This window comes from Hyunsoonleella sp. J2K-J805 (assembly GCF_057167125.1).
This window is the reverse complement of record NZ_CM169901.1, coordinates 2,487,933-2,513,224: the sequence shown is the minus strand read 5'-3', so window position 1 is coordinate 2,513,224 and position 25,292 is coordinate 2,487,933. Positions and strand designations below refer to the sequence as shown.

The window sequence follows — 25,292 nt, the reverse complement described above, 5'->3', positions numbered from 1 at the left end:
ACATAAATAAAAAATAACATTGAGACGTTTACTTTTTTTAATTGCCCTTTTACCGTGTATTACTTCAGCGCAACACAGTATTAAAGGTACATTTTCGCCTCCTGGAGAATTCGAAATCGCTCTTTTGTACAAAGTAGAGCCCACACATTCAAATTACGTTACAAACGCCCCAATTGCTGCCGATGGAAGCTTTGAAATTAAGTTAGACTCTACCGTAACCAAGGGCATATATCGCATTACTTACGCTGTTCCTCAGGAGGAATACAACTTTGATGTGATTTATAATGGTGAAGAAGATGTGGAATTAAAGTTTAATTCCGAAACAGGTGTAGAATTTTTGGCGTCAAGAGAAAATAAACTATTGGAATCTTACACTAACAGCATGCTTATGATTACCAACAGTATAGGTAATTATTTTAGAGATGGAAGCGAGACTAGAGACTCCTTGGCATTAGCCTCTATTTTTAAAACCCAACGCGAGACACAACAAGGTTTTGAAGAGGCCTCTAAAGGCACAATAGCTTTCAATTTTATAAAGGCTAACAGTCCGTATATCCCAGAAGATAATATCGATGTAAAAGCCTATGTGAAAGGATTGGAAGCGCATTATTTTGACCATGTAGATTTCAACAATGAGATTCTACAACGTTCTAAATTTTTAACGGAGCGCATGTTGAATTATGTGTTTGGAATGTTTTCTGGAAATGGTGATGAAGTATCAGAATATATTCGGAATATTAAGGTGTTCTGTAAAAAAATGGAAAATGCTCCGGAAGAAACACAAAAATCATTGCTTACAGATTTGTGGGAACAGATGGTGGATTTGAAACTAGAGCAGGTAGCTAATTTTATAGCCGAAGATTATCTTATGGATTTATCGGTGAAAGGTAACGACCAGCAATTATTACAGGCTTTAATTTTGTACCAAAACACGTCATTAGGGAATCAAGCTCCAGATTTTTCTTTTGAAATTGAAGGAAAAGAGGAAACCGTTACAAAAACATTGAGCAAACTTGATATTGCTGAACATTATATTGTTGCATTCTGGAGCGGTAGCTGTTCTCATTGTTTAAAAGAGATTCCGGAGTTGCATAAGTTTATCGAGCCATTTGAAGAAGGCAAACTAAAAGTAATAGCAATAGGGTTGGAGGACGACCCTTATGGGTGGAAAACCCTAACCTACGATTTTCCAAACTTTTTTCATGTGTATGGCGAAGGTAAATGGGATAACGACATTGGTAATAGTTATGGTGTAACAGCAACACCAACGTATTTTATTTTAGACTCGGATAAAAAAATCAAAGCGAAACCGGATACTTTTGATGAATTAAAAGCCTTTTTTGAAATTTCAGACTCGCCAACTGAAGAAGAAAAGGAATAGATTTTTTTGTCATTCAGAGAGAGGAACGACTGAAGAATCTCTTCTAAATAGTATCATTTAAAAATTTCCACTCTGGATTAAAATCAGAAATAGTCTTTTCCTTTTTAGCTCTACTTTTACCTTTTATTTGCTTTTCACGTTTAATAGCGTCTTCAATATCAAAAAAGTGTTCATAATAAATTAGATAAAAGCACTTGTATTTTGCAGTGAATGTTTTTGAAAATGGTAGAGGATTATTATGAAAATATAATCGGTCTTTTAGGTTATTAGTAACACCAGTGTATAGTACTGTTTTTGCTTTGTTTGTTAAAATATATTGGTAGTAATTATGAGTCCCTTTTGTTTTCATAGGAAATGAATTTTTAGAGATTCTTCGACTCCGAATATATTCGGAATGCTCTGAATGACAGACGGCATCTTTTGTCATTCAGAGGGAGGAACGACCAAAGAATCTAATATCAAAAATGATAAAAAGCATTTTCTAAATGCTCTATCCTGTAGCTGCCGTTTTCCTTTACAATAGCAATGATATCAAAGCGTATTTCAACGTCTAAATCATTTACGGTAACATATTCGTCAACAGCTTTTACTAGATTTTTTATTTGTTTTGGTTTCACAAAATCCTGCGGGTCTCCAAAATCAACAGTAGATCTTGTTTTTACTTCAACAATGGCCAAAATATCATCTTTTTGAGCAATAATATCCACTTCGGCCTTTTCAAAACGGTAATTGCGTTCTACAATCTCGTAGTTGTTTTTCAGAAGAAAATCTACGGCTAGTTGTTCGCCTTTTTTACCAAGTTCGTTGTGTTGTGCCATATTAATCAGAAATATACAAACTATTTAAGATGAAAAATCAATATTTTGATTAAAGTATTATATTTGATTGACTTTATAAATATGGAGGAACGCCAAAGAATATTATTATTAGAAAAAGCTAAGCAATTTTTTAGGGATGAAATTGTTGAAAAGCATATTAGAGATGGTTGTAAAAGAGCAAGTAAACTCAAAAATTACAATATCAATCCTTTTTTGATGAAGTATTTAGCTAATTTTTTAAAAGGTAATGATGATGCGAAAAGTATTGCTGAAGCTTTGGTGCTACCCAGAGTTTTAGGATCTTCTATAAATACATCATTTGGGATGCGTATTCAAAAATTAATAAGTCAGCTTTTTGATGGGTTTGGTTCTACAACTCATGGAATAGATATTGAATTCATTGATGCTTTAGATGGAAGAAAAAATATTGTCAGTTAAAATCAGGGCCAAATACCATAAATTTTGATGATGTAGAAACTATTTTCAATCATTTTAATGCAACTATAAACTTAGCTAGAACAAACAATTTAAATATTGGGATTAATGATTTGATTGTTGGAGTAATTTATGGTGAAACTTCTGAGGTCAGTTCCCATTACAAAAGAATAAATGAAAAATTTCCTGTAATTATTGGTAAAGATTTTTGGCATAGATTAACAGGAAAAGAAGATTTCTATTTTGATTTAATTGATGCTGTTGGAGATGTAGCATTAGAAGTTGATGGTACAAATGTGTTACATCAAACCATTGAAACACTTTCCAAAGAAATAGAAGATAAATTTTCTTGATTAGAATAATAAGTATTTAAAAACTTTACTAAAGAGTATCCAATTTCTTTGGCTAAATTGACAGGAACTGCGTTTCCAATTTGTTTATATTGTTGAGATATAGAGCCGCTAAAGCTCCAATCGTCTGGAAAAGTTTGAATTCTAGCATATTCTCTAATAGTAAATGGTCTTGTTTCCTCAGGGTGGCAACGTTCAGTTTGCTTTTGTGCAGGACTGCAAGTTAATGTTAAACAAGGTTCATCCCAACCAATACGTCTAGCCATTCCAGTTTTACCTCCACCTAAATAGAAACTCTTTTGCATGTATTCTTTCTGAATATCAAGGGGTAAATCTCTCCAATAGCCTTTTTGTGGTACTAGTTTTAATATATTTTTTTTGTGTTCTGGATAGGAAGAACCTTTTGATTTTGGTACATCACAATCAAAGAGTTTTCCTTTTTTTAAAGCATCACTTAAATTATAAATTTCGGCATAGGGTAGCGGATACTTGTATTTTAAATCAATATCTTTTCTAATACCTATTAATATAATGCGTTCTCTTTTTTGAGGGACATTATAGTTTATGGCTTTCAAAACTTGGACAGGTGTAACAACATTATATCCTATCTCATCTAATACAGAAATCATTCCTTCAAGTGTTTTACCCTTTTCATGACTCAATAAACCTTTTACATTTTCACCAAGGCAAATTTTGGGTCTTACTTCATTAACAACTCTGGCAAATTCGTAAAAAAGCGTACCCCTTGTATCGTTAAGCCCTAATTTTTTTCCTGCATAACTAAATGCTTGACAGGGAAAGCCACCTGTTACAATGTCAACTTTATTTTCATATTTTGAAAAACTAAAGTTTTTTATATCTCCTTCTAAGATATTCCAATTAGGTCTGTTTTGCCTTAAAGTTTCACAAGCCCATTTATCAACTTCATTTAAAGCAACACATTTTAAACCTGCTTTTTCTAATCCTAAACCTAAACCACCTGCTCCAGCAAACAATTCTAAAACAGAATATTCTTTATTTGGAGTTTCTTTGTTGCCAATAAATCCATCTTTATTAATGAATTCATTAAATTTTGGGAATAGTTCTAATTGTTCTTTTCTATAAGTTCTATAATTACTTATAGGCTCTCGTGTTGCTGGTAATTTTCCTGTATTGTCCCACCTTCTTAGGGTTTCAGTGCTTTTTTGAAGAATATCAGAAACTTCCGAGATAGAATAGTATTTTTTCATAACCAAATTACACAACATTATACATGGTTACAAATATAATATTTTAAACGAAATGAAAAAATTAAATCGAATAAATGATTTTACCCCCTAAACAAAAAGAAATCATCTTTCATGTCTTCAATCTGTGCATCTTTATTAGTGATGATATAATCGATAGCTTTTGAAGTGAATTCGTCGCCTTTTTCAGTTAAGGATACAATATTTTTATCTAACTGAATCATGTTATTTTTCAAAGCTAAATCTAAAACTGATTTTGAGCGTACCTTTTGCCAATTAATGTGTTCGTTGAGGTGATTTACATGGCGTTCTCGTTCTTCTGTATGATTTTTTAAATGCAATAAAAAGGTGAGAAGTGACACCTCTGTACGTTGTTGTTTTTCTCTATAAAGCACAGCGATAATACCACGACTTGGCGCAAACAAATACACTATTAAAAATAGTAACCCGAGCATTGTAGTAATAGATCCTGCAATGGAAGCGTCCAACCAATGTGCTACCCAATATCCAGAAATCGCACTAAAAACGCCAAAACAAATAGCGTAAATGAGCATGCGTTTTAACTCATTGGTCAATAAATAAGAGGTTGCGGCGGGAGCTATCATTAACGCAACTACTAAAATGGCTCCAACGGCATCAAAAGCACCAACGGTTGTAACGGAAGAAACAGTCATTAATCCATAATGAATTATGGCAGGAGAAAACCCCAAAGAAGCGGCTAAACCTGCATCAAAGGTGCTTACTTTTAGTTCTTTAAAAAAGGCGAATAATAGCCCGATGGTTATGATTAAAATAGTTCCAATAATCCACAGTGATTTCGGGCCTATATCAACTCCTGAAACGATTAATCTATCAAAAGGAGCAAAAGCAAGTTCTCCCAATAATACTGCATCCACATCTAAATGTACGTCATTAGCATTTTTAGCTATCATAATCACACCTATACTAAATAGTGCAGGAAACACTAAGCCAATAGCGGTATCTTCTTTAACAAGCCCCGTTTTCTGAATATACTCCACTAAAACAACGGTTAAAATTCCGGTCAGTGCAGCTAAAAGAATTAACAGTGGTGAGTTTAAATTTTGAGTAATAAAGAAACCAATAACGATTCCAGGTAAAATAGAATGACTAATAGCATCACTAATCATAGCCATTTTTCTTAGCACTAAGAATGTCCCTGGAATTGCACAGGCGACAGCAACAAAACTCGCAATTAACTGTATTTCAATTTGTGCGCTACTCATTATTATCGTTTTGTTGGTTGTATAAATTTGATGCGGTTTGGAACCCATCTTCTGTTAAGCTCCACATGTTTCCTTCTAATTTTACATAGTTTTTTTGAACTAATTTTTGAAGTGTGTTTTTGGTATACCCTTGAAAATTATTTAGGATTTTAATAGCGTGCGGATGCGAGATGTTATCATGACTTTCTACAATGTTATACATAAAAGCTAGAGTTTTGTGTAATTGCAAATCCCTTCGATTTTTTATAAATCTAATTTGTTTGAATAGTAAACCACGACTTGGTGAAAACACGAAGGATACAAGTACAAATATGCTAGCAATAATAACAATTACGGGACCAGTAGATAAGTTGTTTTGGGTAGCACTTACAGCTGTACCGAAAACTCCAGAAAACGCGCCAAAAATAGCAGATAGAAACACCATAACGCCTAAACTATTGGTCCATTGTCTTGCAGCAGCAGCAGGAGCAAGTAACATGGCGCTCATCAATACAACGCCTACTGTTTGAAGCCCTAATACAATGGCCAGCACGATAAAACTGGTGATGAGAATATCAATAGTCTTAGTGTTAAAACCTAATGTTTTTGTATAGTCTGCATCAAACAAAAGGATTTTAAATTCTTTCCAAAAAAGCAAAAGTACGAACAGACAAATACCAGTAATGATGACCATCATCCATACATCACTTTCGACCAAAGTTGCCGCTTGTCCGAATAAATATTTATCCAACCCTGCTTGGTTGGCATTGGGTTGTTTTTGAATAAAGGTGAGCAGTAACATACCAAAACCAAAGAACAATGATAAGATTAAACCTAATGCAGTATCTGATTTTAAATGTGTTTTTTTAATGATGCCTCTAATCCAAAATGTACCTATAAGTCCGCTTATTAAAGCACCTAACAAAAGTACGTTCGTATCTTTTGTGCCTGTAAGTAAAAATGCAATAGCGATACCCGGAAGTGCTGCATGAGAAATGGCATCGCCTAATAAACTTTGTTTTCTAAGTACAGCAAAACTGCCCAACATCCCAGTTACAGCGCCTAAAATTGCAGTGCCAAGTGTGATGGTTCTTAAGGTATAGTCTGTAAAAACGAGTTTTATGTATTCTGTAATGTCCATAATTTTTGCGAAGCTAGGTTTCGCGTTATCTTATTTTTGTTATCCTGAACTTGATTCAGGATCTTGTAATTTATTTATGTTCATTTTGCCTTGATGCACTATTTAGTTTGAAACTTCCAGTGGACGTTTTGAACTAAATACATCGAACCAAAAGATCAAATCAATCTTAGGAAATTGCTAAAGCACCATTCGCTTTCGGAATTACACGCTTAAAGCTGCGCTTTGCGATTCCATTCCTTCGCTCATTATTTCTGCAGATTGATGATTCCGATTGCATCGGAATTTGGGACTGGACTTTCTGCTGACCTCATTCTTGCTCTAACATAGTTTTAAATTTATTTTTGAGTTAGTACTGCTTACTGAAACTGTAAACTGTTTACTCTTTTATTCCTGCACACTTACTTTATAATTAATACCATAGGTTTTTGTCAGGTTATCGTCGTTAAAAATATCTTTAACTGGGCCTGTGGCAATCTTTTTTACGTTTAAGAATGTTACCCAATCGAAATACTCGGGAACCGTTTGTAAGTCATGGTGTACTACAATTACCGTTTTTCCTGCTTTTCGTAATTCTTTTAAAATGTTGATGATGGCAATTTCGGTAGTGGCATCTACACCTTGAAATGGTTCATCCATAAAATAAATTGAAGCATTTTGCACTAAGGCTCTGGCTAAAAATATACGTTGTTGTTGCCCTCCAGAAAGCTGACTAATCTGTCTTCCCTTAAAAGGTAGCATCCCCACTTTTTCCAAAGCTTCTAATGCTGCTTTTTTCTGTTTTTGTCCAGGGCGTTTTATCCAGCCTAAACTGCCATAAGTTCCCATCATCACAACATCGAGTGCTGTGGTTGGAAAATCCCAATCTACACTGCCTTTTTGCGGCACGTAGGCTACGAGTTGGCGTTGTTTTTCATAAGGTTTATCGTAGATAGTTACGCTTCCTGCGATGGGTTTTAAAATGCCTAAAATAGATTTTATGAGGGTGGATTTTCCTGCGCCATTAGGCCCTACTATTGCCATGAGCACGCCTTCTGGGATTTCTAAATCAATATCCCAAAGTACTGGTTTGTAGTTATATGCTACGGTGAGGTCGTCTACTTTTACGGCTATTTTGCTCATTTTTAATTTCTTTTGAGTAAGCAATATTTGATTGAACTAAATTGATAATAACATTAGCGGATTCAAATTAATAGTTGTTGTTTTGAATGTTTTTCTTCTCTTCTTTGAAAGACTCATCCAGTGCTTTCAATTTCGATTCTTTCTGGGGTTCTGTCAATTCTGTATTCCCTTTAATTTTTTCTTTTAGAGAATTATATCTTTTCCGAAGTGCTTCCAAATGGTCGTGAGAACCCCAAGCATGTAATTTTAATTCGTTCATAGTTTTTAATTAAACTTATCTAATAAATGTAAGTAATATAAACGTTCATTTTGCCTTGATGCACTATTTAGTTTGAAACTTCCAGTGGATGTTTTGAACTAAATACATCAAATCAAACCTGCCTGCCGGCAGGCAGGAAATCAAGTTCAAGCCGAGGATTTTTTCTTCTTATCAGGAGAAAACCGATTTGAAAACTCCGCGTCGAACTATCGTTCTCCTGTTCTCGGAGCTTTTCCGCATCTATTCTGCGCCTTGACAATCAATTCTACCGAATTGACTCGGGTGTTGGCTTTTTTGCCAAATAAATTCTATTTCAAAACTATTTTTCAAATTTCTAAACTCTAAACTTATAAAGCAAGGGTGAATTCCTCCCCTTAGGGGAGGTTAGGAGGGGCTAGCGCCTCCACAATTGTATTCACATTATACTCAAACATGCCAATGTATGTTCCTTCAACTGTTCCTGAATCTCCAAGCGCATCGGAGTATAAAGTTCCACCTATGGTAACCTCATGTCCTTTTGACTTTACTGAGGCTTGCAATGCTTCAATAGTACGTTTTGGTACCGAGCTTTCTACAAAAATAGCTTTTACTTTATGCTCTATAATATAAGCCGATAGTTTTTGTACGTCTTGCACCCCAGCTTCAGTTGCAGTTGACAATCCTTGCAATCCAACCACTTCAAAATCAAAAGCTTTACCGAAATAATTAAAGGCGTCATGCGCAGTAACCAAAATACGTTGGTTTTTTGGTAACTCAGAAATTTTCGATTCAATTTTGGATTTCAAAGCATTTAATTTTTTTAAATAAGCTTCTCCATTAGCTTCAAAACTAGATTTTCGTTCTGGAATGGACGTACTTAATGTTTCTACAACGTAGTTCGTCACTTGTTTCCAATAGTCTATATCGAACCAAATATGAGGGTCATAATTTGAAGCGAAATATTCTGAACCAATTAATGTGTTTTTATCCAAAACATCAGAAACTGCAATGGTCTTCTTGTTCTTCATTTTTTCAAAAACTTCAACCAGTTTGCCTTCAAGATGTAATCCGTTATAAAAAATAATATCTGCATTGGCTAATTTGGTAACATCGCCTTCACTGGCTTTGTATAAATGCGGATCAACACCACTACCCATTAAACCCTGCACATTTACTAACGTGTCTCCTATGTTTTTTACTAAATCGGTAATCATTGTAGTTGTAGTGACAACGTTTAGTTTACCATTATCTTCCTTTTTATTTTTACAGCTAAAAGACAACAACCCGATTAAGGAAAAGATTAATGTCTTCTTTATTAAAGTGCTCATTTTTTTAGTGCTAATCATAATTTGCTCAATAGTTGTTTAGACGTGTAATACTCAAAAATACGTGCTTTCATTTGAAAATCAGCATCAAATAATAAAGTGGCTGGTAGCGAGAATGGTTTGTTTTTACGTGAAGCTAATAAAAGCGGCAAATCATGAATCCCATTTCGTTTTGTTTTGGATTGAGAATTGATAAAAGTAACACCATCAAAAACAATGGTTTCTTTAGATTCCACGTCCATTTCTACTGCATAGTAGTAGGTGTTTATGTGTTGTATTACCTGTTTATTTGTGAAGGCATTACGCCTTATTTTTTTACAATAAGCACACCAATCGGCATGAAAAAAAATAAAAACAGGTTTGGGTTGTGTTTCTAAGGCGTCTTCAAGTTGCGACCAAGATATCCAATTAATACTTTCATTTTGCGAAGAGGAAGTCAGATAGAAACCACTTAGTAGGCAAAGAAATAGCATGTATTTTAGTCGAAATAGCATTAAAAATCTCCAAATTTTAAGCCAATAAAGTAGGTTCGTGGTCTGTTAGGACCATAAATATAGTCAGAATCTCGTCCAGCGCCAGTGTCAAAATCATTTTGGTAGCTGTTAAAAAGGTTTTGCACGCCGCCACTAAGTTCTACTTGAAAGGTATCTGTAATATCAAAATGCTGGGTTAGTTTGGTGGTTATATCAAAGAATGATTCAGAATCTACTAAATCTATAAATCCAGAATCGCTAACTACCCTTGGCACTACCATTGGGCCTGTAAAACTACCTGTAAGGTCTAGTTTTAATCCATCGTTTATTTGCCAATTAGAGTTTAAAAATCCATATATATTTGGGGTGCGTACAAAACTATTTATAACGACATCGGTTTCATCAGGAACACTACTGTCTGCCTCAAATAGTAGTTGAGATTCCTTATAGATGGATTGTTGAAAGGTAGCACCAACTTGAAAAAACAAATCCGGATTTGGAGATACCGTCATTTCTATATTGGCACCACCAACGTACGCGCCAGAGCCGTTGCGCGATTCTTCTAAAATAGAACCATTCGGCAACGAACTTCCGGTGCTTACAATAGTGAACGGGTTTTGCAATGAGGTATAAAACGCTTCTATTAAAAGGTTAGTTTGCGTTGTATTAAAGTCTTTTGTGAAATCTATGGAAGCAGTGTAAGCGTTTGAGAATTCACTTTCTAAATTTTCAGAAAGAATCACGAAACGTTGTTCACCTCCAACAGAAGAAATATGCAAATCTTCATTAAAGGCCTGTGGTGCTCTGAATCCTCTTGCATAACCGCCTCTAAACTGAAGGGCATCCGAAATATTATATAACAAGGTTAAACGGGGACTCAAAACCGTTTCAGAAACATTAGATGTTCTGGCAATATCTTGAATGGTATACAAACCATCTACGTTTACGTTATCTAATCTTGCCCCGACAAGAGCCGAGAATTTATCCGTTGGTTTCCACTCATATTGTCCATATAATCCGAAGCTTTTCACATTTTGATCTACCACGCGATTATATCCTGTAATGGCGTCATCTGTATCGTTTACTTGATATTCAATTCCGGAAGTGATGATATCCTTATTGGAAAATGTATGACTGAATTTTGCACCAGCAACAAAAGCGATATCCTTTGTTTTTCCGAAGGCACTATTGGCTAAAATAGAATCTGTTGCTGTTCTGCCGCCTCCCAAACCGCCATAATAGCTATCTCTATCTGTATGTTGAATCGATGTGTAAACGCTGAGGTTGTTGGTGCGGTCATCATTATACAAACTATAATCAACACCTGAAAACAATGTATTATGATCTAATTCTTCGGTAATATCGGTAAACTGTGGTGCCAAATCCAATTTATCACCACCGCGGCGGTACTCATTAATAGCCGTAAAATCAAAACCAATTTTACTGTTATCATTTGGTCTTAAAAAGGCTTTAGCCCCAAGAGAATTGTTATTGAGAATGGTGAGTTCTGTAAAGCCATCATCATTAGCATCAAAAGCATCACGGTCTCTAAAAATTCCATAAATAGTAACGCCACTAGATAAATCTTCACTCACTACAGAGGCGTTTACATTTACGTTTCTATCTGCAGTAGTACCATCAATAAGTGCTAACGTAGAATTAACTTCCCAACTGCTGTTTACAGGTTCTTTGGTAATTACGTTTACAGTACCTGCAATAGCGTTAGAGCCAAATAAGGCAGAACCGCCACTACGCACCACTTCTACACGATCTATAAGACTCACAGGTATTTGCTCTAAACCATAAACCCCGTTAAGCGCACTAAAAACAGGGCGGCTGTTCACTAGTATTTGTGTGTACTGGCCTTCAAGTCCGTTTAATCGCACTTGTGTAAACCCACAGTTTTGGCAATTGGTTTCTACACGAACTCCAGGTTGGTAATTTAATCCATCTGCTAACGAGAGTGATTGAGTCGCTTTAAATAACGTAGGACTAAGCACCTTTACAATTACCGGAGCTTCCTTTTTACTAATGCGATTTCTGGTGGCACTAACCACAATTTGATTTAAACCAAGTGCATCTTCAATTAACGAGAAATTTAACGTTTCATTTTTTACAGTAGATAGGAAAATGGCTTTACTTTCAGAACGATAGCCTTGAGACGATGCTATAATTGTAATGTTTCCAATAGGAGCGCTAAGTTCATATACGCCATTTTCGTCTGTGCTAACGCCATCTAATCCACCTTTAACATAAACACTAGCATAGGCTACAGGTAATCCGTTTGATGTTACTGTACCAGAAATTTTAGTCTTCTCGTTTTGTGCAAACGCTAAAAACGGAAGTATTAAAATGACTAAAACGACATGTTTCATAAACTTTTTTATGCAAATATAAATATATTTTTAGATTAATCTAAAAATTATTTTAAACTACTATATTTATAATTATATTTGTGTAGCGTAAATACTAAAAATGATTACACTCACAGAAGAAAATTATATAAAAGCCATCTATCATTTAGGAAAGCGAGGCGCAATCAATGTTAGCACCAATGCTATTGCTAAAGAAATGGATACCAAAGCCTCTTCGGTTACCGATATGGTAAAGAAACTATCTGAAAAAAGGTATGTAGATTACAAAAAATACCAAGGTGTTTCTTTAACTGAAAGTGGTAAGGTGGTGGCTATGAATATTGTTAGAAAACACCGTTTATGGGAAGTGTTTTTGGTTGAGAAATTAAATTTTTCTTGGGATGAAATTCATGATGTTGCAGAACAATTAGAGCATATAAAATCTGAAAAACTAGTAACTCAACTCGATGCGTTTTTAGGACATCCAACGCACGATCCACATGGTGACCCCATTCCTGATGCTACTGGAAACATAAAGAAAATTGATAAGATTTTATTATCTGAGACTAAAATAGGAGATACTTGTATTTGTGTTGGTGTTATTGATTCTTCAACCGAGTTTCTTCAGTATTTAGATGCCCATGATATAGCGTTGGGGACTTCTTTTAAAGTTATTCACAAAGAGGTTTTTGATAACTCTATAACCTTGCAGATAGCAAATACTAGTCTTGTTGTATCAAATCTTATTGCTAATAATTTATACGTAAAGTTATCTTAAAATCAACTATTTAAAGCGCACCTGCGATTTAATAAACTCAGGAAATTCTGTAATGGGTGTTATGGTCATGTTTTTATAATAACACTCGGCAGCTTCTGATTGTATTTGTATTTGGCCCTCGGTTAAAGGTTTGTTAGTTTCTGGGTTTGTGGCGTTTTCAACTACCATCACAATTTCTCCGTTTACAACGTGTACTGCATCATTGCCTATAACATAGAGTTCTAAAAGATTCCAGCTTCCATGAGGGTTTTGTGGTTCTAAAGCAGCATGTATATAACCTTTGCCTTCAAAATAGGTGTTTAGATTGGGGTTATATTTTTTGGGGTCAGCATTAGCATCTCCTCTAATTTCAACCTTAGGGCCGCTAACTTGTGGAGAAGCAGTATTGCCATTAAGCGAAATAAAATCACCCAAATCTGTTTCTTGTACCTGGAATTCGAGACAGGTTTTCCAAGTATTCCAAAAACGACCAAAGTCACCATAGCTATGGTATAGAATACCAGAATCTTTTCTTTGCTCTAATCTAGGTTCCCATTTTTTATTACCCCATTTAAATAAGGTACTAAAATGATAATTACTATAATTGGCTTTGGTAGTGATGCTGCCATAAATTTCACCCGAAACATTTAATATCGTTTCGCCGCTAATATTTGTAGTCGTAAACACATGTTTTATATCATTGTTTAAGCCTAAAGGCGTTCCTTTTCTAACATTATCAGATTGAAATGTGCCTTCTGGTAAGCCGCTTACAGTGCTATGTGGTACGCCAATAAATGTGTTGAAATTTGTAAGGTTAGCATCTAAAAGCTTTATAGCTTTTGTGTTTTGAGAGATGGTGTATCCGAAAAAAGCTAGAAAAAATAAGAGTAGAAAAAACTTCTTTTTCATTTTGAAAAATTTTAATGCGTTGGAATATGTACTAAAGTAGTTTTTTTAATGGCAACCACAACCATCTTTACCGCATACCTTTTTAGGTTTAGGTTTTTTCCAGAAGTATTTTTTAAATAAAAACAACACTGCGAGACCAACTGTTGCCAATACTAATATGTTTTGAAGAATGTCATTCATAATTAAATAATCTCATTCTGTATTTTCTTATTTTAAAAACTGAAACGCAATCAAAGCTACAAGATATGCAAAACTACTCATAATAACCAATTGTAGCGTAGGCCACTTCCAACTATTTGTTTCTTTTTTTACGATAGCTAGGGTACTCATGCACTGCATAGCAAAAGCATAAAACAATAATAATGAAATTCCTGAAGCCAAGGTAAAAACCTTTGTACCATCACTATGTACTTCTTTTTGCATTTTACTTTTTATGATGGATTGCGCCTTGTCTTCATCATCCATATCATTGGCACTTCCAATACTATAAATTGTGGCCAATGTACCAACAAATACTTCTCTGGCTGCGAATGATGTTACTAGGCCAATACCAATTTTCCAATCATACCCCAGAGGTTTAATAACGGGCTCAATAGTTTTACCGATAATACCTATGTAAGAATGTTCCAATTTATATTCCGCAATTTTATCATCTAAAATCTCTGTACTAAGATTTGGATTTTCAGTAACTATAATATTTTCAGCATTATTGAAATTATCCCCCGGACCGTAGGATGCCAAAAACCACAAGATAATTGAAATAGCAAGGATAATTTTTCCAGCTTCAAAAACAAAAGTCTTGGTTTTTTCTAAAACTGTAATAGCAACATTTTTAGGAAGCGGTATTTTATAACTTGGCATTTCAATAAGGAAATAACTCTTACTTCTTATTTTTAGTACTTTATGAAGTAGTAGTGCCGATAGAATAGCCACTGCAAAACCCAAAACATACATAATCATTAAGGTTAAAGCTTTATAGCTAAAGCCTAAAAAACTACCTTCTGGAATTACCAGTGCGATAATGATTAAATATACAGGCAGTCTTGCGGAACAGGTAGTGAACGGTGTTACTAAAATTGTAATTAAGCGCTCTTTCCAGTTTTCAATGTTTCGGGTAGCCATAACTGCAGGAATAGCGCAAGCAGTTCCTGAAATTAATGGCACTACGCTTTTCCCACTAAGGCCAAAGCGGCGCATAACCTTATCCATCAAAAACACAACACGACTCATATAACCACTTTCTTCAAGCACCGCCAAAAACAGAAACAAAAATGCAATCTGGGGTATAAAAATTACAATACCCCCCAAGCCAGCTATAACACCTTCTGAGAGCAAATTGGTAAATGCTCCAGAAGGCAACGTATTTTGTACCCAAGCACTTAACGACGCGAAAGAACTATCGATAAAATCCATAGGGATTTCAGACCATTTATAAATAGCCTGAAAAATAACCAAAAGTATAAATGCAAAAATTGCATAACCCCAAAATTTATGGGTTAAAATTCTATCCAATTTTATACGTAAATCTTTGGCTTCATTCAGGTTGATGGTTTGTCCTTTTGCCAAAGCGTCGTTAATAAATTGATAGCGTTTAATGGTTTCTTTTTGTTGTAATCGCTTTAAGTCAACCTTACTTTTAGTTTTAAAATCGGCTACTGCATCAAATGCGTTTCGATCAACCTTTCCAAAATTAACGTCTTGGGTAATTACCAACCAAAGCTTGTATAACAATTGGTTAGGAAACGCTTTTTTCAAGCTTCCAAAATATTCAGGGTCAATCGTTGAAGTATCAATACAAGAGCTTGCTGAAACGGCTTTATAGTTTGCAATTAAGTCTTTAAGTTTATCAATGCCTTCATTTTTCCGCGTACTAATTAGGGCAATTTTGGTGTGTAGTTTTTCTTCCAGGTAATCTATATCTAAAGAAATCCCTTTATAGTTCATTCTATCAGCCATATTAATGACCAATATCGTGGGGATTTCCAAATCTTTTATTTGCGTAAACAATAAAAGATTGCGCTTAAGGTTTTCTACATCGGTAACAACAACAGCTATATCAGGAAAATCGTTATCATTTCTATTAAGCAATAGCTCAATAACTACGCTTTCGTCTAATGAAGAAGCATTTAAACTATACGTACCGGGTAAATCAATAATACGAGCTTTATCCCCATTTGACAACTTAAAAGCACCCTGTTTTTTTTCAACTGTAATCCCTGGGTAATTACCAACTTTTTGGTTTAAACCCGTTAGCGCGTTAAAAACCGAGGTTTTGCCCGTATTTGGGTTTCCAATTAAAGCAACGTTTATTTGTTTACTCATGCGTTACTTTTTCAATTAAAATATAGGAAGCCGTTTCTTTTCTTATGGCGAGATGCGTCCCATTTACGTTTAAATACAATGGGTCCTGAAAAGGGGCAACCTGCAAAAGCGTAACAGAATTCCCTGGCAAACAGCCCATTTCTAGGAGTTTTAAAGGAATTTCGGGCGATGAAACATCAGCGATTATCGCCTGTTGCCCTCGTTTTAAATGTGCTAAAGTTTGCTTCAAGCTTATTTAGATTGATTTTAAAGAAGCAAAAATACAGCAATCTTTATAAGTTTAAAAGCTAAACTGTAATTATTTGGGCGTTACCCTACCCTTCTACAGGCTCAGGGTAAAAAGGGTCGGGCTTTCCGCTGAAGCGGGACCAAAAGCTGCCACTTTGCTTGCTGAGGTTCTCGAAGCACAATCCCTAGCGTAAAAGGCACATCAGTACCTATTGGCGATACTCTTTTTTTAAGTGCGCAATATCGTCTAGCAACTGTGCAATATCTTCAGTTTTAGTGCCATCGTAAAAACCGCGTATTTGCCGCTTTTTATCAATCAGCATAAAATTCTCAGTATGTATCATATCAAACGGGCCAGCGTCACCATTGGTTTTAACGGCCAAATAACTTTTTCGGGCAAGCCCATATATTTGCTTTTTGTCGCCTGTAACTAAGTTCCATTTATCATCATCCACGCCTTTTTTTAAGGCATAACGCTTTAGTTGCGCTATGGTATCAATTTCTGGAGTAACCGAATGTGATAAGAGCATCACCTCATCATCATCCAAAAATTCTTGTTGAATCTCTACCATATTTTTTGTCATAATAGGGCAAATAGTGGGGCAGGTAGTAAAAAAGAAATCAGCAACATAAATTTTATTTTTATAGTCATCTTGTGTGATGGTCTTACCATTTTGATTGGTCAAACTAAAATCAGCTATTTTGTGATATTTCTTTTTGTATTGCAGTGTACTATCCACCAACTCTGTACTCACCATATTAGGTTGATAAATAGGCAAAGGTTGGTACACATTTAACGTGTTATAAATTATCGCAATAATAATCACGGATATGATGCCAAAAACAACAGCAAATAGTTTATAATCTTTGAAAAACGACAGCATTTAACGCACTTTAAAGTAAAATTTCTGCAAAAATACGATGAAATCCCCGCTTCACATATTTAGGGCATACATAAATTACTGTTAAATCAACCTAATAATAGATGGGCTACTTTTTAAACTTGGTTTTAAAACGTTACTTTTGTCCGGTTATTTCAATTTTTGATGAAGCGTATATGGAGTTTGTTATAAAAATATCCCAATTTCTACTTAGTCTCTCACTGCTTATTGTGTTGCACGAGTTAGGTCATTTTATCCCCGCGAAAGCCTTTAAAACTAGGGTAGAGAAGTTTTACCTGTTTTTTGATGTAAAGTTTTCACTGTTCAAAAAGAAAATAGGTGAAACCGTATACGGTATTGGGTGGTTACCATTAGGTGGTTACGTTAAAATATCCGGTATGATTGACGAAAGCATGGATACCGAAGCGATGAAAGAAGAGCCTAAGCCATGGGAGTTTCGTTCCAAACCGTCATGGCAGCGGTTAATCATCATGTTGGGAGGCGTTACGGTAAATTTTGTTTTAGCATTGCTTATTTACATTTTTGCGTCGTTTTATTACGGCGATACTGATATTTCGGCAGATAGTGTAGTTGATGGTTATTGGATAGAAAATAAATTGTTGACCAATTTGGGTTTTAAAACGGGAGACAAAATTATTTCTGTTGGAGGTGTTAAAATTGAAAATGAATCAGATATCCGAGCAAATTTTTTAGGAGCCGAATCGGTAACTATAAGCAGAAATGGTACAGAACAAAAAATCGATTTACCAGAAGATTTCCTAGGTCAATTATCAAGTAGTAAGGATAGAAGTCTGTTTGGACTGAGACTACCATTTGTTGTCGCAAAGGTAGCCGACTCATCACTAAATAATTCGGCCGACTTAAAGCAAGGCGATGTATTTAAAACCATAAACGGAAAAGAATTAAAGTATTTTGATCAATTGGAAGCTGCGGTCGATGGACTGGAGGGACAAACCGTAGAAGTTGTTTTAGTTCGTGATAAGAACGACATAACACGTCAATTAAAGCTGAATGAAAATGGTAAATTTGGAATTGTACCCTTTGCACAAATAGATCTTGAAACATTAGAAAGTCTTGGGTACTATAAGGTGGTAACCAAAACATATTCATTTGGTGAAAGTTTTGGAGTTGGTTACAATAAGTTTATCAATCAGATAGGGTCTTATTTCAATCAGTTAAAACTTATTTTTAGTCCAAGTACCGGCGCATATAAAGGCGTGGGAGGTTTCAAGGCGATATTCGATATATTCCCTGACACTTGGAGCTGGCAAGCATTTTGGAGTATTACTGCATTTTTATCAATTATGTTAGCGATTCTAAACCTGCTCCCTATTCCGGCACTAGACGGAGGTCACGTCATGTTTTTGCTTTACGAAATGATATCTGGAAGAAAGCCTGGAGACAAGTTTATGGAATATGCACAAATGGTAGGTTTTTTCATTTTAATTGCTCTAGTTTTATTTGCCAACGGCAACGATATTTACAAAGCTATTTTTGATTGATTTTTTTAATCATTAAATTTGTTGTAAATAAAAATTAATATATATTTGCGCTCGCAAAAGCGAAAAGAGATCTTCCTCAGTAGCTCAGTTGGTTAGAGCATCTGACTGTTAATCAGAGGGTCGCTGGTTCGAGCCCAGCCTGAGGAGCAAAACAAACCCATCACGAAAGTGTTGGGTTTTTTTGTGTATCGCTGGGCGAGAAGTTTATGCTGAGCGAAGTCGAAGTAAACCCAGCCTGAGGAACGAAAGCCTTAACATTATATGTTGGGGCTTTTTTTATTATGTTTTATTTCTATATAATTTTTTCGGAGACTTCTGATAGTACTATTGCGGTTCATCGAGCAATCCGTGGAATCGATTAAAAAAGTACAACACGGTAGAGTTTAACACGTTTACTTCAAAATATAGGCCTTGGAAACTGAAAGCGGTTTTTGAAGCGGGTAGCACAAGAGGGGAAGCTGAAAAAGTGGAGCGGTTTGTAAAAAAACAAAAGAGCAGAACCCTACTGCTAAAGTTGATTGACCCCAACTTTGTTCTATCTGGAAAACTGGCTCAGTTGGTTAGAGTCCCGCACGTGCGGGATTAATCAGAGGGTCTCCCGCACGTACGGGCCTGAGGAGCGAAATCCTTAACATTAAATGTTGGGGCTTTTTTTATTATGTTTTATTTCTATATAATTTTTTCGGAAACTTTTGATAAGTACTATTGCGGTTCATCAAGCAATCCGTGGAACCGAATAAAAAGGCACAACACAGTAGAATTTATTTATGATTGATGCTGATAACATTTACCATTGGCATTTTTAGTTTTTCGCTTACACCTTGAACCAGATTTTGTCTTTCCCAAACATTGGCTGGCAGCAGTGTTTTTTGGTTTTTCTTTAGTCTTTAATGATGTTTTGCCAGTTTTAGGGAGGTTGCAAACAGAACATGCCTGATACCCCAAATCAATTGCCCTTTTTAACGTTATCTCTTTTTTGGAGTATTTAAGGTATTTACAATTACTTTTATGGTATTTCTCGCCTGTTTTAGTAGTGTAAACGTTTTGTGCAAAGGCTCCAAACGAAAACCCAGTTAAAATTAAAAGAAGGATTATTTTGCCTGTTTTCATTTTTTGGATTTCTTTTTATTGCTACGCCATTTCCAAGGTGGAATTTGGTTTTTAACACTCCATAAACCAACGTTATGCGCTCTTGCCTCGTCTTCTAAAATTTGTAAATAGGCATCTTTTGAATATTTAATGTAATGCCACGCTAAACCGCTTTTTAAAAGCTCGTGGGCTAAATTCATAGAATCGTTATAAATGGTATTACAGATAAAACGGCCGTAACGGTCTTTTTTTAGATACTCCAATGTCACGTTTTTACCAAAAATGGCCTGCGATGTAAATTGTTTTGCCTTGGTTGAAAAAGGCTGTTTTCGTTCTGGGCAGTCTATATTGGCTACTCTTACCTTAATTAGCGTAGAGTCTATTTTTAGAAGCTTAAACGTATCACCATCTGTTATTGCAACTACTTTACCAGATATTATTTGTTTTTGGGAATAGCAGTTTAAGGCAATCAAAAGAAATAAAATGAATTTGTACACAGCTATTAGTTTAATAGGTTGGGCATTTGCGGGTAGGGGACAAAGCTATAAAAACCATTTGTTTTCGATACATTTTTGCTGGGGCAAAAAACATTCAAATTGACACTATTTTTTACAAAGAACTCAAGTTAATAGTATATCTAACTACACTTTTTAATCAAAATCTGGAGCGCAGCCTAAATTTTTATTATGAGGTTGAATGTATTTCCAAAATGCTTTTCCGGCACTATCTAAATAATTCATTGAATAATACATTTTGGTGCTTGAGCTTACTTGATAAATATATTCACTGCAACCATACGAGTATTCTCTTTTAAAACAAACAATTGCAAAGTAAAAGGTTTTGTAGTCTATGGCTACGTTGTAAAATGTAACTTTGGATATTGCTGTACTAGTATAACTATTGTATGTTGTTCCGTGACTTTTAGACTTAACAAACTCAATATATTCCTCACACGATTGTGCATTTGAAAAAGAAATAAAAGATGTAAAAAGTAATATGACTATATTTCCCCTCATCCCATTCAATCGATTTCTTCGTAAAACCCAACCGTAGCCAAAAGCCTTTCTTCAAACTGATAAATATCATCAACAGAGGTAATCAATTCCCGTGTTTCATTTTTGTGCGCATCAAAAAGCCCAATGTATTTGTTGCCGCCGTTTAGGTGCAATCTGCACAATGGTTTACGGTTGTTGTCATCTAATAAAACACCAAAATAGGATTGGGTATCGCGGTGTGCAATCCTATCAATTGGCAGTTTGCGCCTTAAAATAGCAACGATAATTCTAAAACCTTCCAGTTCCTCATCGGTGGTCACCACTTTGCTTTCCTCAACAGTTACCTCTATGGCGTCCATTTCCTGTTTTTCGGCTTCTTTGTTAAGTGCCGCATTTAAGCGGTCGTTTACCTTTTCGCTTATGGTTTGGTTAAAGGCTTTGTGTACAAGTTCTGTAAATTCTGCCATAACTTTTTCAGTTAACCTGCCATCGTACACCCTGTTTGCAAATAGGCGCGTAAACTCATGTGTGGGTGCGGTTAACTCTTCCGAAATACATTTTTTAAGTTCTTTGGTGTATTTTAGGGTGCTGGCCGTGGTAACTATCTTATGGACATCAAATTTTGATTTGTGGAACTTTGCTATTTCTGCAATCTCATTGTCTTTTAGTTTGGTAATATCAAATTCCAAAAATGGCTTTTCGTCCATTTTGTTGGTATGTTCCAAATCGGTATAAAACCTGTAATGGATACCATTGGTAAGAAGCGCAAAGCGTGTTTTTGTAACGTGGAAATACCGAAACAATTGAGAGTTGTGGTTGCTAAGCACTTCCTTCCAATTTTTGCATTCAACAATCAGTATTGGGGCACCCTCTTGAAAAATAGCATAGTCTACTTTCTCACCTTTTTTCAATCCTAAATCTGCGGTAAACTCTGGCACTACCTCGGTGGGGTTAAAGGCATCGTAACCCAAAGCATTTATAAACGGCAGTACAAAGGCGTGTTTAGTGGATTCTTCAGTATCAATCTTATCTTTAAGCTGATTGATTTTACTGCTTATGGCTTTTAGTTGGTTTTGGAGTTCCATGGTTTTATTTTTTTAAGATCAATTTTTTCGTTTTCTTAAAATGGTTTTACCCAAAAGAGATAAGGCACATTTTAATTTTCGCCAAAAAAGAATTCGTGAATATCTATAATATCACCCCTACCAATTTGTACTAGGTCTTTGGTTTCTTTTAAGAATATACCAAGTGATCTTTCGTTGTAAAGTAGTTTCATATCTGAAGAATAGTCGGTAACCACATACATGTCTCCTGATAACTTGAAAAAAGGGATAACCAATTTGCTCTTTATTTTCACACCTTTGTTTACCACTTTGCCTTCAAGTAAAGTACTCTTTAATGTAGAGCCATCTTTTTCTTTAGATGCTACTTTTACATAAGCTACCATCATATTCATCCATTCTATATCGTCAATCAAGTACCATTTTACTTTTTCGAAATTAATGCCGTATTCATTTATCCACCCATGACTGGTAAAGCCAAAGAGTACTTGTTTTTTTCCATCTAGCTCGGGATTATCAGCTGGGGTAAACTCTTGAAGTTTAAAAGTAATTACCGAGGCCGAGGACATGTCTTTGAGTTTTTTTCCATCAAAAGCAAGTGTTTTTAAAGAAAAACTTGTCATTTCTGGTTGGTTGGCCAATACCCATTGTGTTGCAGTTAATTCAGCTTGTTCCTTCATTTGTTCTACTGCGGCAATACCTGCGCCAATTGCCATTAATCCGCCAGCGACTGCGGCGACTGCGGCACCATCCTTTTGAGCGTTTATTTGGTTGGGGATTAAATAGGTAATAATAACTAAAAGCAGAAATAGCTTTCTCATAAAAAAGTTTTTAAAAAAGGTTAATCTTTAGTTAGTTATAAAAATAGGAGGGTTAAAAAGTATTTCCTTACGGAATTCCGTAAGGACTTAAAATAATTCTGACAAAAAAAGCACGCCCCATAAAAAGGCGTGCAATTCCCTAATCATCGATATGATAATTATTAATAGCTATACAAAATTATGGAGAATGATCTTGGTAGCGTTACGGGATTCCGTAATTTAATAAAACTATTTACGCAGCTAGAACTTTATTATACAAGCCCTAAGTCTTTTGCTATGGCTACAAGGTGTATGGCATTGGCGGCTTTAAATTGTATGCGCAGTTTGCTCAAACGTTTTTCAATAGAACTTAAGCTGTTTGGTGATATATTATTTTGTTTTAAAAGGCTACTTATATCTTCTTGCGATAAACCGTTGGACAGGTGTTTTATAAGCGCAACATCATAATCGCTTATTTCTAAATCGGCCTTATTACTTAAAGCTTGTGATATTTGCGGGGATAAATACATTTCGTTTTTAAAAACGGCTGCAATGGCTTCTCGTAGCTCGCCTAAACTTCTTCTGCTTTTGCAAACAAATGCATCTGCGGCATAGGTGTTTATGAGCAACCTAACTTTTTGAAGGCGGTCTTCAACAGAGTACACTATAATTTTAAGTTTTGGGTATTGTGCCTTAAGTGTTTTTACTAAATCTTCGCCAGAAGCAAAACGTTGTTTACGGTGGTCTACGGCAAAAGATAAATCGGTAATAAGCAATTGGTAGGGTGCATTATCTAAAAGGTTTTTTTTAATTTTTAAATACGCATCATCGCAATATTGTACTTGGTGTATTTCGGCAATACCCAATTCGCGAAGCGCAGTATACACGCCTTTATTGATATCGTCCATGTCTTCGCACACTAAAACCTTTGTAAACATGCCTATATTTTAATTTTCACCTTAAATCCTTTGTTGGGTTGAGATTCAAAAGTAATCGTTCCGTTTACAGAAGCTATACGGTTTTCCGTATTGTGCAGTCCTGTGTTCTTTTTTAGGTTACAGCCCTGGCCATTATCCTTATACTCCAATACAATTTTATTTTTGTCTTGGTGAAACAATAGGGCCACCATGGTAGCGTTACTGTGTTTTCGCATATTCGTCATAAGTTCTTGAAGCACTCTGTAAAGAATGGTTTTTTTTAGGTCTGAAACAGTATTCCAATTTATTTTTGAAATATTTCGTGCTATCAGGGTGATGGAGGATGTTTTATAGCTCCATAGTAAATCTTGCAACAATTCGCTATAGTTTGCAGTAACATTAATAGGGCTGTTTTCTTTAGATATATCTCTTGTTTTATTGTAAATGTCTTCTAAATCGTCCAAAACATCGGTATTTACCCTATTTTTAAACTGTAGTTTTGTCATTACTTGGTACAAATCGTTGGCCACTTCATCATGTACTTTTTTCGAGATGCGTTTTTCGGTATTGTGTACTTGTTTTATTTTTTCCTTTTTGTGCTTCAATCTAAAGAACAGTAACAGAAAAATGGATGCCGTTAATACAAACAGGCCTGAAAAGAGGTAAATTAATTTTAGTTTTTTCTGTTTTTCCTTTTGAAGTTCGCCAGCCTTAATCTTCAATTTGTTTTCATTGATGATGTTGTCTTTCTCATTAATGTTATACTTAATGGCGGCAAATTTGTTTTCTCTTGATAGATTTTCTTTTTCGATAGCATGGTTTAAATCTATATACCTTTCGAAATGTGGATTTTTTTCTAGACTTAAACCCAATGTAAGTGCCTCTCGTTGAAAAATAGGGCTGTTTAAAGTATCTGATATTACCTTTGCTTTTTGGGAATACTTTAATGCTTCTTTTTTGTTCCCCCTGTCAGAATAGTATAAAGATAAATGGCGGTAGCTAGAGAAAAGCCCAGTTAAATCTTTTATGTTTTGCCTTATTTTTAAGGCGTGCCGCATGTTTTTTAAAGCACTTGGATTATTGATTTTAGATTGGTAATACCCTATGTTATCTAAATAGGTAGCCTTTGTACTAGAGTTTTCTAAATCTAGAACATTATTGTAATATTTGTCCAGTTCGTTAGTGGCCTTGTTAAAAAAACCTTGGTCGGCAAAATTGTTTGCTATGTTGTTCGTTATTGCCAATCGGGTGGATAAGTCATTATTGTTCAGTGCTAACGCTTCTAGGTAAAACCTGTTGGAATTGCTATAGTCTTCTAGTTTTCTATACAGCATTCCCAATTGGTTTAGTAACCGCCGCCTAGGGGCAATGGTCTTGGGGTTGTTTTTTACGGCATCTAAAAGGGACAAGATTTTAATGGCCGTAGATTCGCTTTCGTATAGAAATCCCATTTTAAATTGCCCAAGCGTAATTAATTCCGAATAATAAGCGGCTTTAATGGTGTCGTTTTCTAATAGGGCCTGTGCAGTTTTTTTCTCGAAAAAATCGAATGCTTTTATTGTACTCTCTACATCTGTTATTTTGGTGATGGATTTGTAATAGAACGATATACTGTCCTTGCTTGGTTGGGATGCCAAACTAAGTACGCACATTAAGTTTGTGAGTGCCACACAAAAAAAGAGGAATGAATTCTTTATGGTTTTCATTCCTCAAAAATACTAACTATT

Annotated in this window: 27 protein-coding genes, 1 tRNA gene and 1 pseudogene; 8 read left to right on the top strand and 21 right to left on the bottom strand. The window is 35.2% G+C overall.

Annotation, left to right across the window (positions count from 1 at the left end):
• Positions 1–19: 19 nt before the first annotated feature.
• Positions 20–1,381 carry a TlpA family protein disulfide reductase gene (locus tag AC1B0Z_RS11195; protein WP_483792084.1) on the top strand — a complete coding sequence of 454 codons (1,362 nt, stop codon included), beginning with the start codon at positions 20–22 and terminating at the stop codon, positions 1,379–1,381.
• A 43-nt stretch (positions 1,382–1,424) separates the two neighbouring features.
• Here the strand turns inward: AC1B0Z_RS11195 and AC1B0Z_RS11190 are convergent, their stop codons facing one another.
• Together AC1B0Z_RS11190 and AC1B0Z_RS11185 are read right to left on the bottom strand one after the other, a co-directional pair.
• The gene (locus AC1B0Z_RS11190) at positions 1,425–1,730 is read right to left on the bottom strand and encodes a GIY-YIG nuclease family protein (RefSeq protein ID WP_483792082.1); all 306 of its coding nucleotides are present in this window, start codon (positions 1,728–1,730) and stop codon (positions 1,425–1,427) included.
• 109 nt (positions 1,731–1,839) lie between these two features.
• Positions 1,840–2,199 carry a YraN family protein gene (locus tag AC1B0Z_RS11185; RefSeq protein ID WP_483792080.1) on the bottom strand — a complete coding sequence of 120 codons (360 nt, stop codon included), beginning with the start codon at positions 2,197–2,199 and terminating at the stop codon, positions 1,840–1,842.
• Positions 2,200–2,244: 45 nt separating this feature from the next.
• Between AC1B0Z_RS11185 and AC1B0Z_RS11180 the strand changes: the two genes are divergently transcribed.
• Together AC1B0Z_RS11180 and AC1B0Z_RS11175 are read left to right on the top strand one after the other, a co-directional pair.
• Complete coding sequence (locus tag AC1B0Z_RS11180) at positions 2,245–2,637, top strand: PDDEXK family nuclease (RefSeq protein WP_483792078.1); 393 nt, start codon at positions 2,245–2,247, stop codon at positions 2,635–2,637.
• A gap of 17 nt (positions 2,638–2,654) precedes the next feature.
• Complete coding sequence (locus tag AC1B0Z_RS11175) at positions 2,655–2,987, top strand: PmeII family type II restriction endonuclease (RefSeq protein WP_483795295.1); 333 nt, start codon at positions 2,655–2,657, stop codon at positions 2,985–2,987.
• Here AC1B0Z_RS11175 and dcm read toward each other — a convergent pair.
• The 8 genes from dcm to AC1B0Z_RS11135 all read right to left on the bottom strand — a co-directional run bounded on the left by dcm (position 2,939) and on the right by AC1B0Z_RS11135 (position 12,104).
• Positions 2,939–4,219, bottom strand: coding sequence for a DNA (cytosine-5-)-methyltransferase (gene dcm, locus AC1B0Z_RS11170; RefSeq protein WP_483795294.1), 1,281 nt, complete (start codon positions 4,217–4,219; stop codon positions 2,939–2,941). The genes AC1B0Z_RS11175 and dcm overlap by 49 nt on opposite strands.
• Before the next feature lie 74 nt (positions 4,220–4,293).
• On the bottom strand, positions 4,294–5,454 hold the full coding sequence (locus AC1B0Z_RS11165) for a metal ABC transporter permease (RefSeq protein WP_483792076.1): 1,161 nt from the start codon (positions 5,452–5,454) through the stop codon (positions 4,294–4,296).
• Positions 5,447–6,574 (bottom strand): metal ABC transporter permease, encoded by a 1,128-nt coding sequence (locus tag AC1B0Z_RS11160; protein ID WP_483792074.1) that lies wholly within the window; start codon positions 6,572–6,574, stop codon positions 5,447–5,449. Before AC1B0Z_RS11160 ends, AC1B0Z_RS11165 begins: the two co-directional genes overlap by 8 nt.
• A 384-nt stretch (positions 6,575–6,958) precedes the next feature.
• Positions 6,959–7,693: a metal ABC transporter ATP-binding protein gene (locus tag AC1B0Z_RS11155; protein ID WP_483792073.1), complete on the bottom strand. Its 735-nt coding sequence runs from the start codon at positions 7,691–7,693 to the stop codon at positions 6,959–6,961.
• A 67-nt stretch (positions 7,694–7,760) separates the two neighbouring features.
• On the bottom strand, positions 7,761–7,952 hold the full coding sequence (locus AC1B0Z_RS11150) for a hypothetical protein (protein ID WP_483792071.1): 192 nt from the start codon (positions 7,950–7,952) through the stop codon (positions 7,761–7,763).
• Between the two features lie 374 nt (positions 7,953–8,326).
• Positions 8,327–9,259, bottom strand: coding sequence for a metal ABC transporter solute-binding protein, Zn/Mn family (locus AC1B0Z_RS11145; protein ID WP_483792069.1), 933 nt, complete (start codon positions 9,257–9,259; stop codon positions 8,327–8,329).
• Positions 9,260–9,273: 14 nt separating this feature from the next.
• Entirely contained in the window at positions 9,274–9,729 is a 456-nt protein-coding gene (locus AC1B0Z_RS11140) for a thioredoxin family protein (RefSeq protein WP_483792067.1), read from the bottom strand.
• A 20-nt stretch (positions 9,730–9,749) separates the two neighbouring features.
• A complete protein-coding gene (locus AC1B0Z_RS11135; RefSeq protein ID WP_483792066.1) occupies positions 9,750–12,104 on the bottom strand; it encodes a TonB-dependent receptor in 2,355 nt (784 codons plus the stop codon).
• Between the two features lie 100 nt (positions 12,105–12,204).
• On the opposite strand from AC1B0Z_RS11135, the gene AC1B0Z_RS11130 reads away from it, so the two are divergent.
• On the top strand, positions 12,205–12,861 hold the full coding sequence (locus AC1B0Z_RS11130; RefSeq protein WP_483792064.1) for a metal-dependent transcriptional regulator: 657 nt from the start codon (positions 12,205–12,207) through the stop codon (positions 12,859–12,861).
• Between the two features lie 6 nt (positions 12,862–12,867).
• Here AC1B0Z_RS11130 and AC1B0Z_RS11125 read toward each other — a convergent pair whose 3' ends face one another.
• From AC1B0Z_RS11125 to AC1B0Z_RS11110, 4 genes are all read right to left on the bottom strand, one after another.
• Positions 12,868–13,749 carry a 3-keto-disaccharide hydrolase gene (locus AC1B0Z_RS11125; protein ID WP_483792062.1) on the bottom strand — a complete coding sequence of 294 codons (882 nt, stop codon included), beginning with the start codon at positions 13,747–13,749 and terminating at the stop codon, positions 12,868–12,870.
• 207 nt (positions 13,750–13,956) lie between these two features.
• Positions 13,957–16,071, bottom strand: coding sequence for a ferrous iron transport protein B (gene feoB / locus AC1B0Z_RS11120; RefSeq protein WP_483792061.1), 2,115 nt, complete (start codon positions 16,069–16,071; stop codon positions 13,957–13,959).
• Positions 16,064–16,300 (bottom strand): FeoA family protein, encoded by a 237-nt coding sequence (locus AC1B0Z_RS11115; RefSeq protein ID WP_483792059.1) that lies wholly within the window; start codon positions 16,298–16,300, stop codon positions 16,064–16,066. Before AC1B0Z_RS11115 ends, feoB begins: the two co-directional genes overlap by 8 nt.
• A 208-nt stretch (positions 16,301–16,508) precedes the next feature.
• A complete protein-coding gene (locus AC1B0Z_RS11110; RefSeq protein WP_483792058.1) occupies positions 16,509–17,183 on the bottom strand; it encodes an SCO family protein in 675 nt (224 codons plus the stop codon).
• Between the two features lie 173 nt (positions 17,184–17,356).
• Here AC1B0Z_RS11110 and rseP point away from each other — a divergent pair, with 173 nt between their 5' ends.
• The 4 genes and pseudogenes from rseP (at position 17,357) to AC1B0Z_RS11090 (ending at position 19,478) form a co-directional block, all read left to right on the top strand.
• On the top strand, positions 17,357–18,703 hold the full coding sequence (gene rseP / locus AC1B0Z_RS11105) for an RIP metalloprotease RseP (RefSeq protein WP_483795293.1): 1,347 nt from the start codon (positions 17,357–17,359) through the stop codon (positions 18,701–18,703).
• Positions 18,704–18,776: 73 nt separating this feature from the next.
• A tRNA-Asn gene (locus tag AC1B0Z_RS11100) sits at positions 18,777–18,850 on the top strand.
• A 187-nt stretch (positions 18,851–19,037) separates the two neighbouring features.
• Positions 19,038–19,289: pseudogene (locus AC1B0Z_RS11095) on the top strand (GIY-YIG nuclease family protein); the annotation flags it as partial.
• Between the two features lie 72 nt (positions 19,290–19,361).
• Complete coding sequence (locus AC1B0Z_RS11090; RefSeq protein WP_483792056.1) at positions 19,362–19,478, top strand: GIY-YIG nuclease family protein; 117 nt, start codon at positions 19,362–19,364, stop codon at positions 19,476–19,478.
• Here the strand turns inward: AC1B0Z_RS11090 and AC1B0Z_RS11085 are convergent.
• The 7 genes from AC1B0Z_RS11085 to AC1B0Z_RS11055 all read right to left on the bottom strand — a co-directional run bounded on the left by AC1B0Z_RS11085 (position 19,469) and on the right by AC1B0Z_RS11055 (position 25,271).
• Positions 19,469–19,813 carry a hypothetical protein gene (locus AC1B0Z_RS11085; protein WP_483792055.1) on the bottom strand — a complete coding sequence of 115 codons (345 nt, stop codon included), beginning with the start codon at positions 19,811–19,813 and terminating at the stop codon, positions 19,469–19,471. The two genes, AC1B0Z_RS11090 and AC1B0Z_RS11085, sit on opposite strands and share 10 nt — an antisense overlap.
• Complete coding sequence (locus tag AC1B0Z_RS11080; protein ID WP_483792053.1) at positions 19,810–20,289, bottom strand: thermonuclease family protein; 480 nt, start codon at positions 20,287–20,289, stop codon at positions 19,810–19,812. The genes AC1B0Z_RS11085 and AC1B0Z_RS11080 overlap by 4 nt, the downstream gene beginning before the upstream one ends.
• A 153-nt stretch (positions 20,290–20,442) precedes the next feature.
• On the bottom strand, positions 20,443–20,808 hold the full coding sequence (locus tag AC1B0Z_RS11075) for a hypothetical protein (RefSeq protein ID WP_483792051.1): 366 nt from the start codon (positions 20,806–20,808) through the stop codon (positions 20,443–20,445).
• A gap of 5 nt (positions 20,809–20,813) precedes the next feature.
• Positions 20,814–21,872, bottom strand: a complete 1,059-nt coding sequence (locus AC1B0Z_RS11070) for a type I restriction endonuclease (protein ID WP_483792049.1) — start codon at positions 21,870–21,872, stop codon at positions 20,814–20,816.
• A gap of 71 nt (positions 21,873–21,943) precedes the next feature.
• The gene (locus AC1B0Z_RS11065; RefSeq protein ID WP_483792048.1) at positions 21,944–22,669 is read right to left on the bottom strand and encodes a hypothetical protein; all 726 of its coding nucleotides are present in this window, start codon (positions 22,667–22,669) and stop codon (positions 21,944–21,946) included.
• 251 nt (positions 22,670–22,920) lie between these two features.
• A complete protein-coding gene (locus AC1B0Z_RS11060; RefSeq protein WP_483792047.1) occupies positions 22,921–23,586 on the bottom strand; it encodes a response regulator transcription factor in 666 nt (221 codons plus the stop codon).
• A 2-nt stretch (positions 23,587–23,588) separates the two neighbouring features.
• Entirely contained in the window at positions 23,589–25,271 is a 1,683-nt protein-coding gene (locus tag AC1B0Z_RS11055; protein ID WP_483792046.1) for a tetratricopeptide repeat-containing sensor histidine kinase, read from the bottom strand.
• Between the last annotated feature and the right edge of the window lie 21 nt (positions 25,272–25,292).

Coding starts and splice junctions, on each gene's coding strand:
- AC1B0Z_RS11060 (WP_483792047.1), bottom strand. CDS start 23,586: ATGTTTACAAAGGTTTTAGTGTGCGAAGACATGGACGATATCAATAAA.
- AC1B0Z_RS11125 (WP_483792062.1), bottom strand. CDS start 13,749: ATGAAAAAGAAGTTTTTTCTACTCTTATTTTTTCTAGCTTTTTTCGGA.
- AC1B0Z_RS11065 (WP_483792048.1), bottom strand. CDS start 22,669: ATGAGAAAGCTATTTCTGCTTTTAGTTATTATTACCTATTTAATCCCC.
- AC1B0Z_RS11070 (WP_483792049.1), bottom strand. CDS start 21,872: ATGGAACTCCAAAACCAACTAAAAGCCATAAGCAGTAAAATCAATCAG.
- AC1B0Z_RS11110 (WP_483792058.1), bottom strand. CDS start 17,183: ATGCTGTCGTTTTTCAAAGATTATAAACTATTTGCTGTTGTTTTTGGC.
- AC1B0Z_RS11130 (WP_483792064.1), top strand. CDS start 12,205: ATGATTACACTCACAGAAGAAAATTATATAAAAGCCATCTATCATTTA.
- AC1B0Z_RS11160 (WP_483792074.1), bottom strand. CDS start 6,574: ATGGACATTACAGAATACATAAAACTCGTTTTTACAGACTATACCTTA.
- AC1B0Z_RS11185 (WP_483792080.1), bottom strand. CDS start 2,199: ATGGCACAACACAACGAACTTGGTAAAAAAGGCGAACAACTAGCCGTA.
- AC1B0Z_RS11135 (WP_483792066.1), bottom strand. CDS start 12,104: ATGAAACATGTCGTTTTAGTCATTTTAATACTTCCGTTTTTAGCGTTT.
- AC1B0Z_RS11145 (WP_483792069.1), bottom strand. CDS start 9,259: ATGAGCACTTTAATAAAGAAGACATTAATCTTTTCCTTAATCGGGTTG.
- AC1B0Z_RS11090 (WP_483792056.1), top strand. CDS start 19,362: ATGTTTTATTTCTATATAATTTTTTCGGAAACTTTTGATAAGTACTAT.
- rseP (WP_483795293.1), top strand. CDS start 17,357: ATGGAGTTTGTTATAAAAATATCCCAATTTCTACTTAGTCTCTCACTG.
- AC1B0Z_RS11140 (WP_483792067.1), bottom strand. CDS start 9,729: ATGCTATTTCTTTGCCTACTAAGTGGTTTCTATCTGACTTCCTCTTCG.
- feoB (WP_483792061.1), bottom strand. CDS start 16,071: ATGAGTAAACAAATAAACGTTGCTTTAATTGGAAACCCAAATACGGGC.
- AC1B0Z_RS11055 (WP_483792046.1), bottom strand. CDS start 25,271: ATGAAAACCATAAAGAATTCATTCCTCTTTTTTTGTGTGGCACTCACA.
- AC1B0Z_RS11165 (WP_483792076.1), bottom strand. CDS start 5,454: ATGAGTAGCGCACAAATTGAAATACAGTTAATTGCGAGTTTTGTTGCT.
- AC1B0Z_RS11085 (WP_483792055.1), bottom strand. CDS start 19,813: ATGAAAACAGGCAAAATAATCCTTCTTTTAATTTTAACTGGGTTTTCG.
- AC1B0Z_RS11190 (WP_483792082.1), bottom strand. CDS start 1,730: ATGAAAACAAAAGGGACTCATAATTACTACCAATATATTTTAACAAAC.
- AC1B0Z_RS11155 (WP_483792073.1), bottom strand. CDS start 7,693: ATGAGCAAAATAGCCGTAAAAGTAGACGACCTCACCGTAGCATATAAC.
- AC1B0Z_RS11150 (WP_483792071.1), bottom strand. CDS start 7,952: ATGAACGAATTAAAATTACATGCTTGGGGTTCTCACGACCATTTGGAA.
- AC1B0Z_RS11075 (WP_483792051.1), bottom strand. CDS start 20,808: ATGAGGGGAAATATAGTCATATTACTTTTTACATCTTTTATTTCTTTT.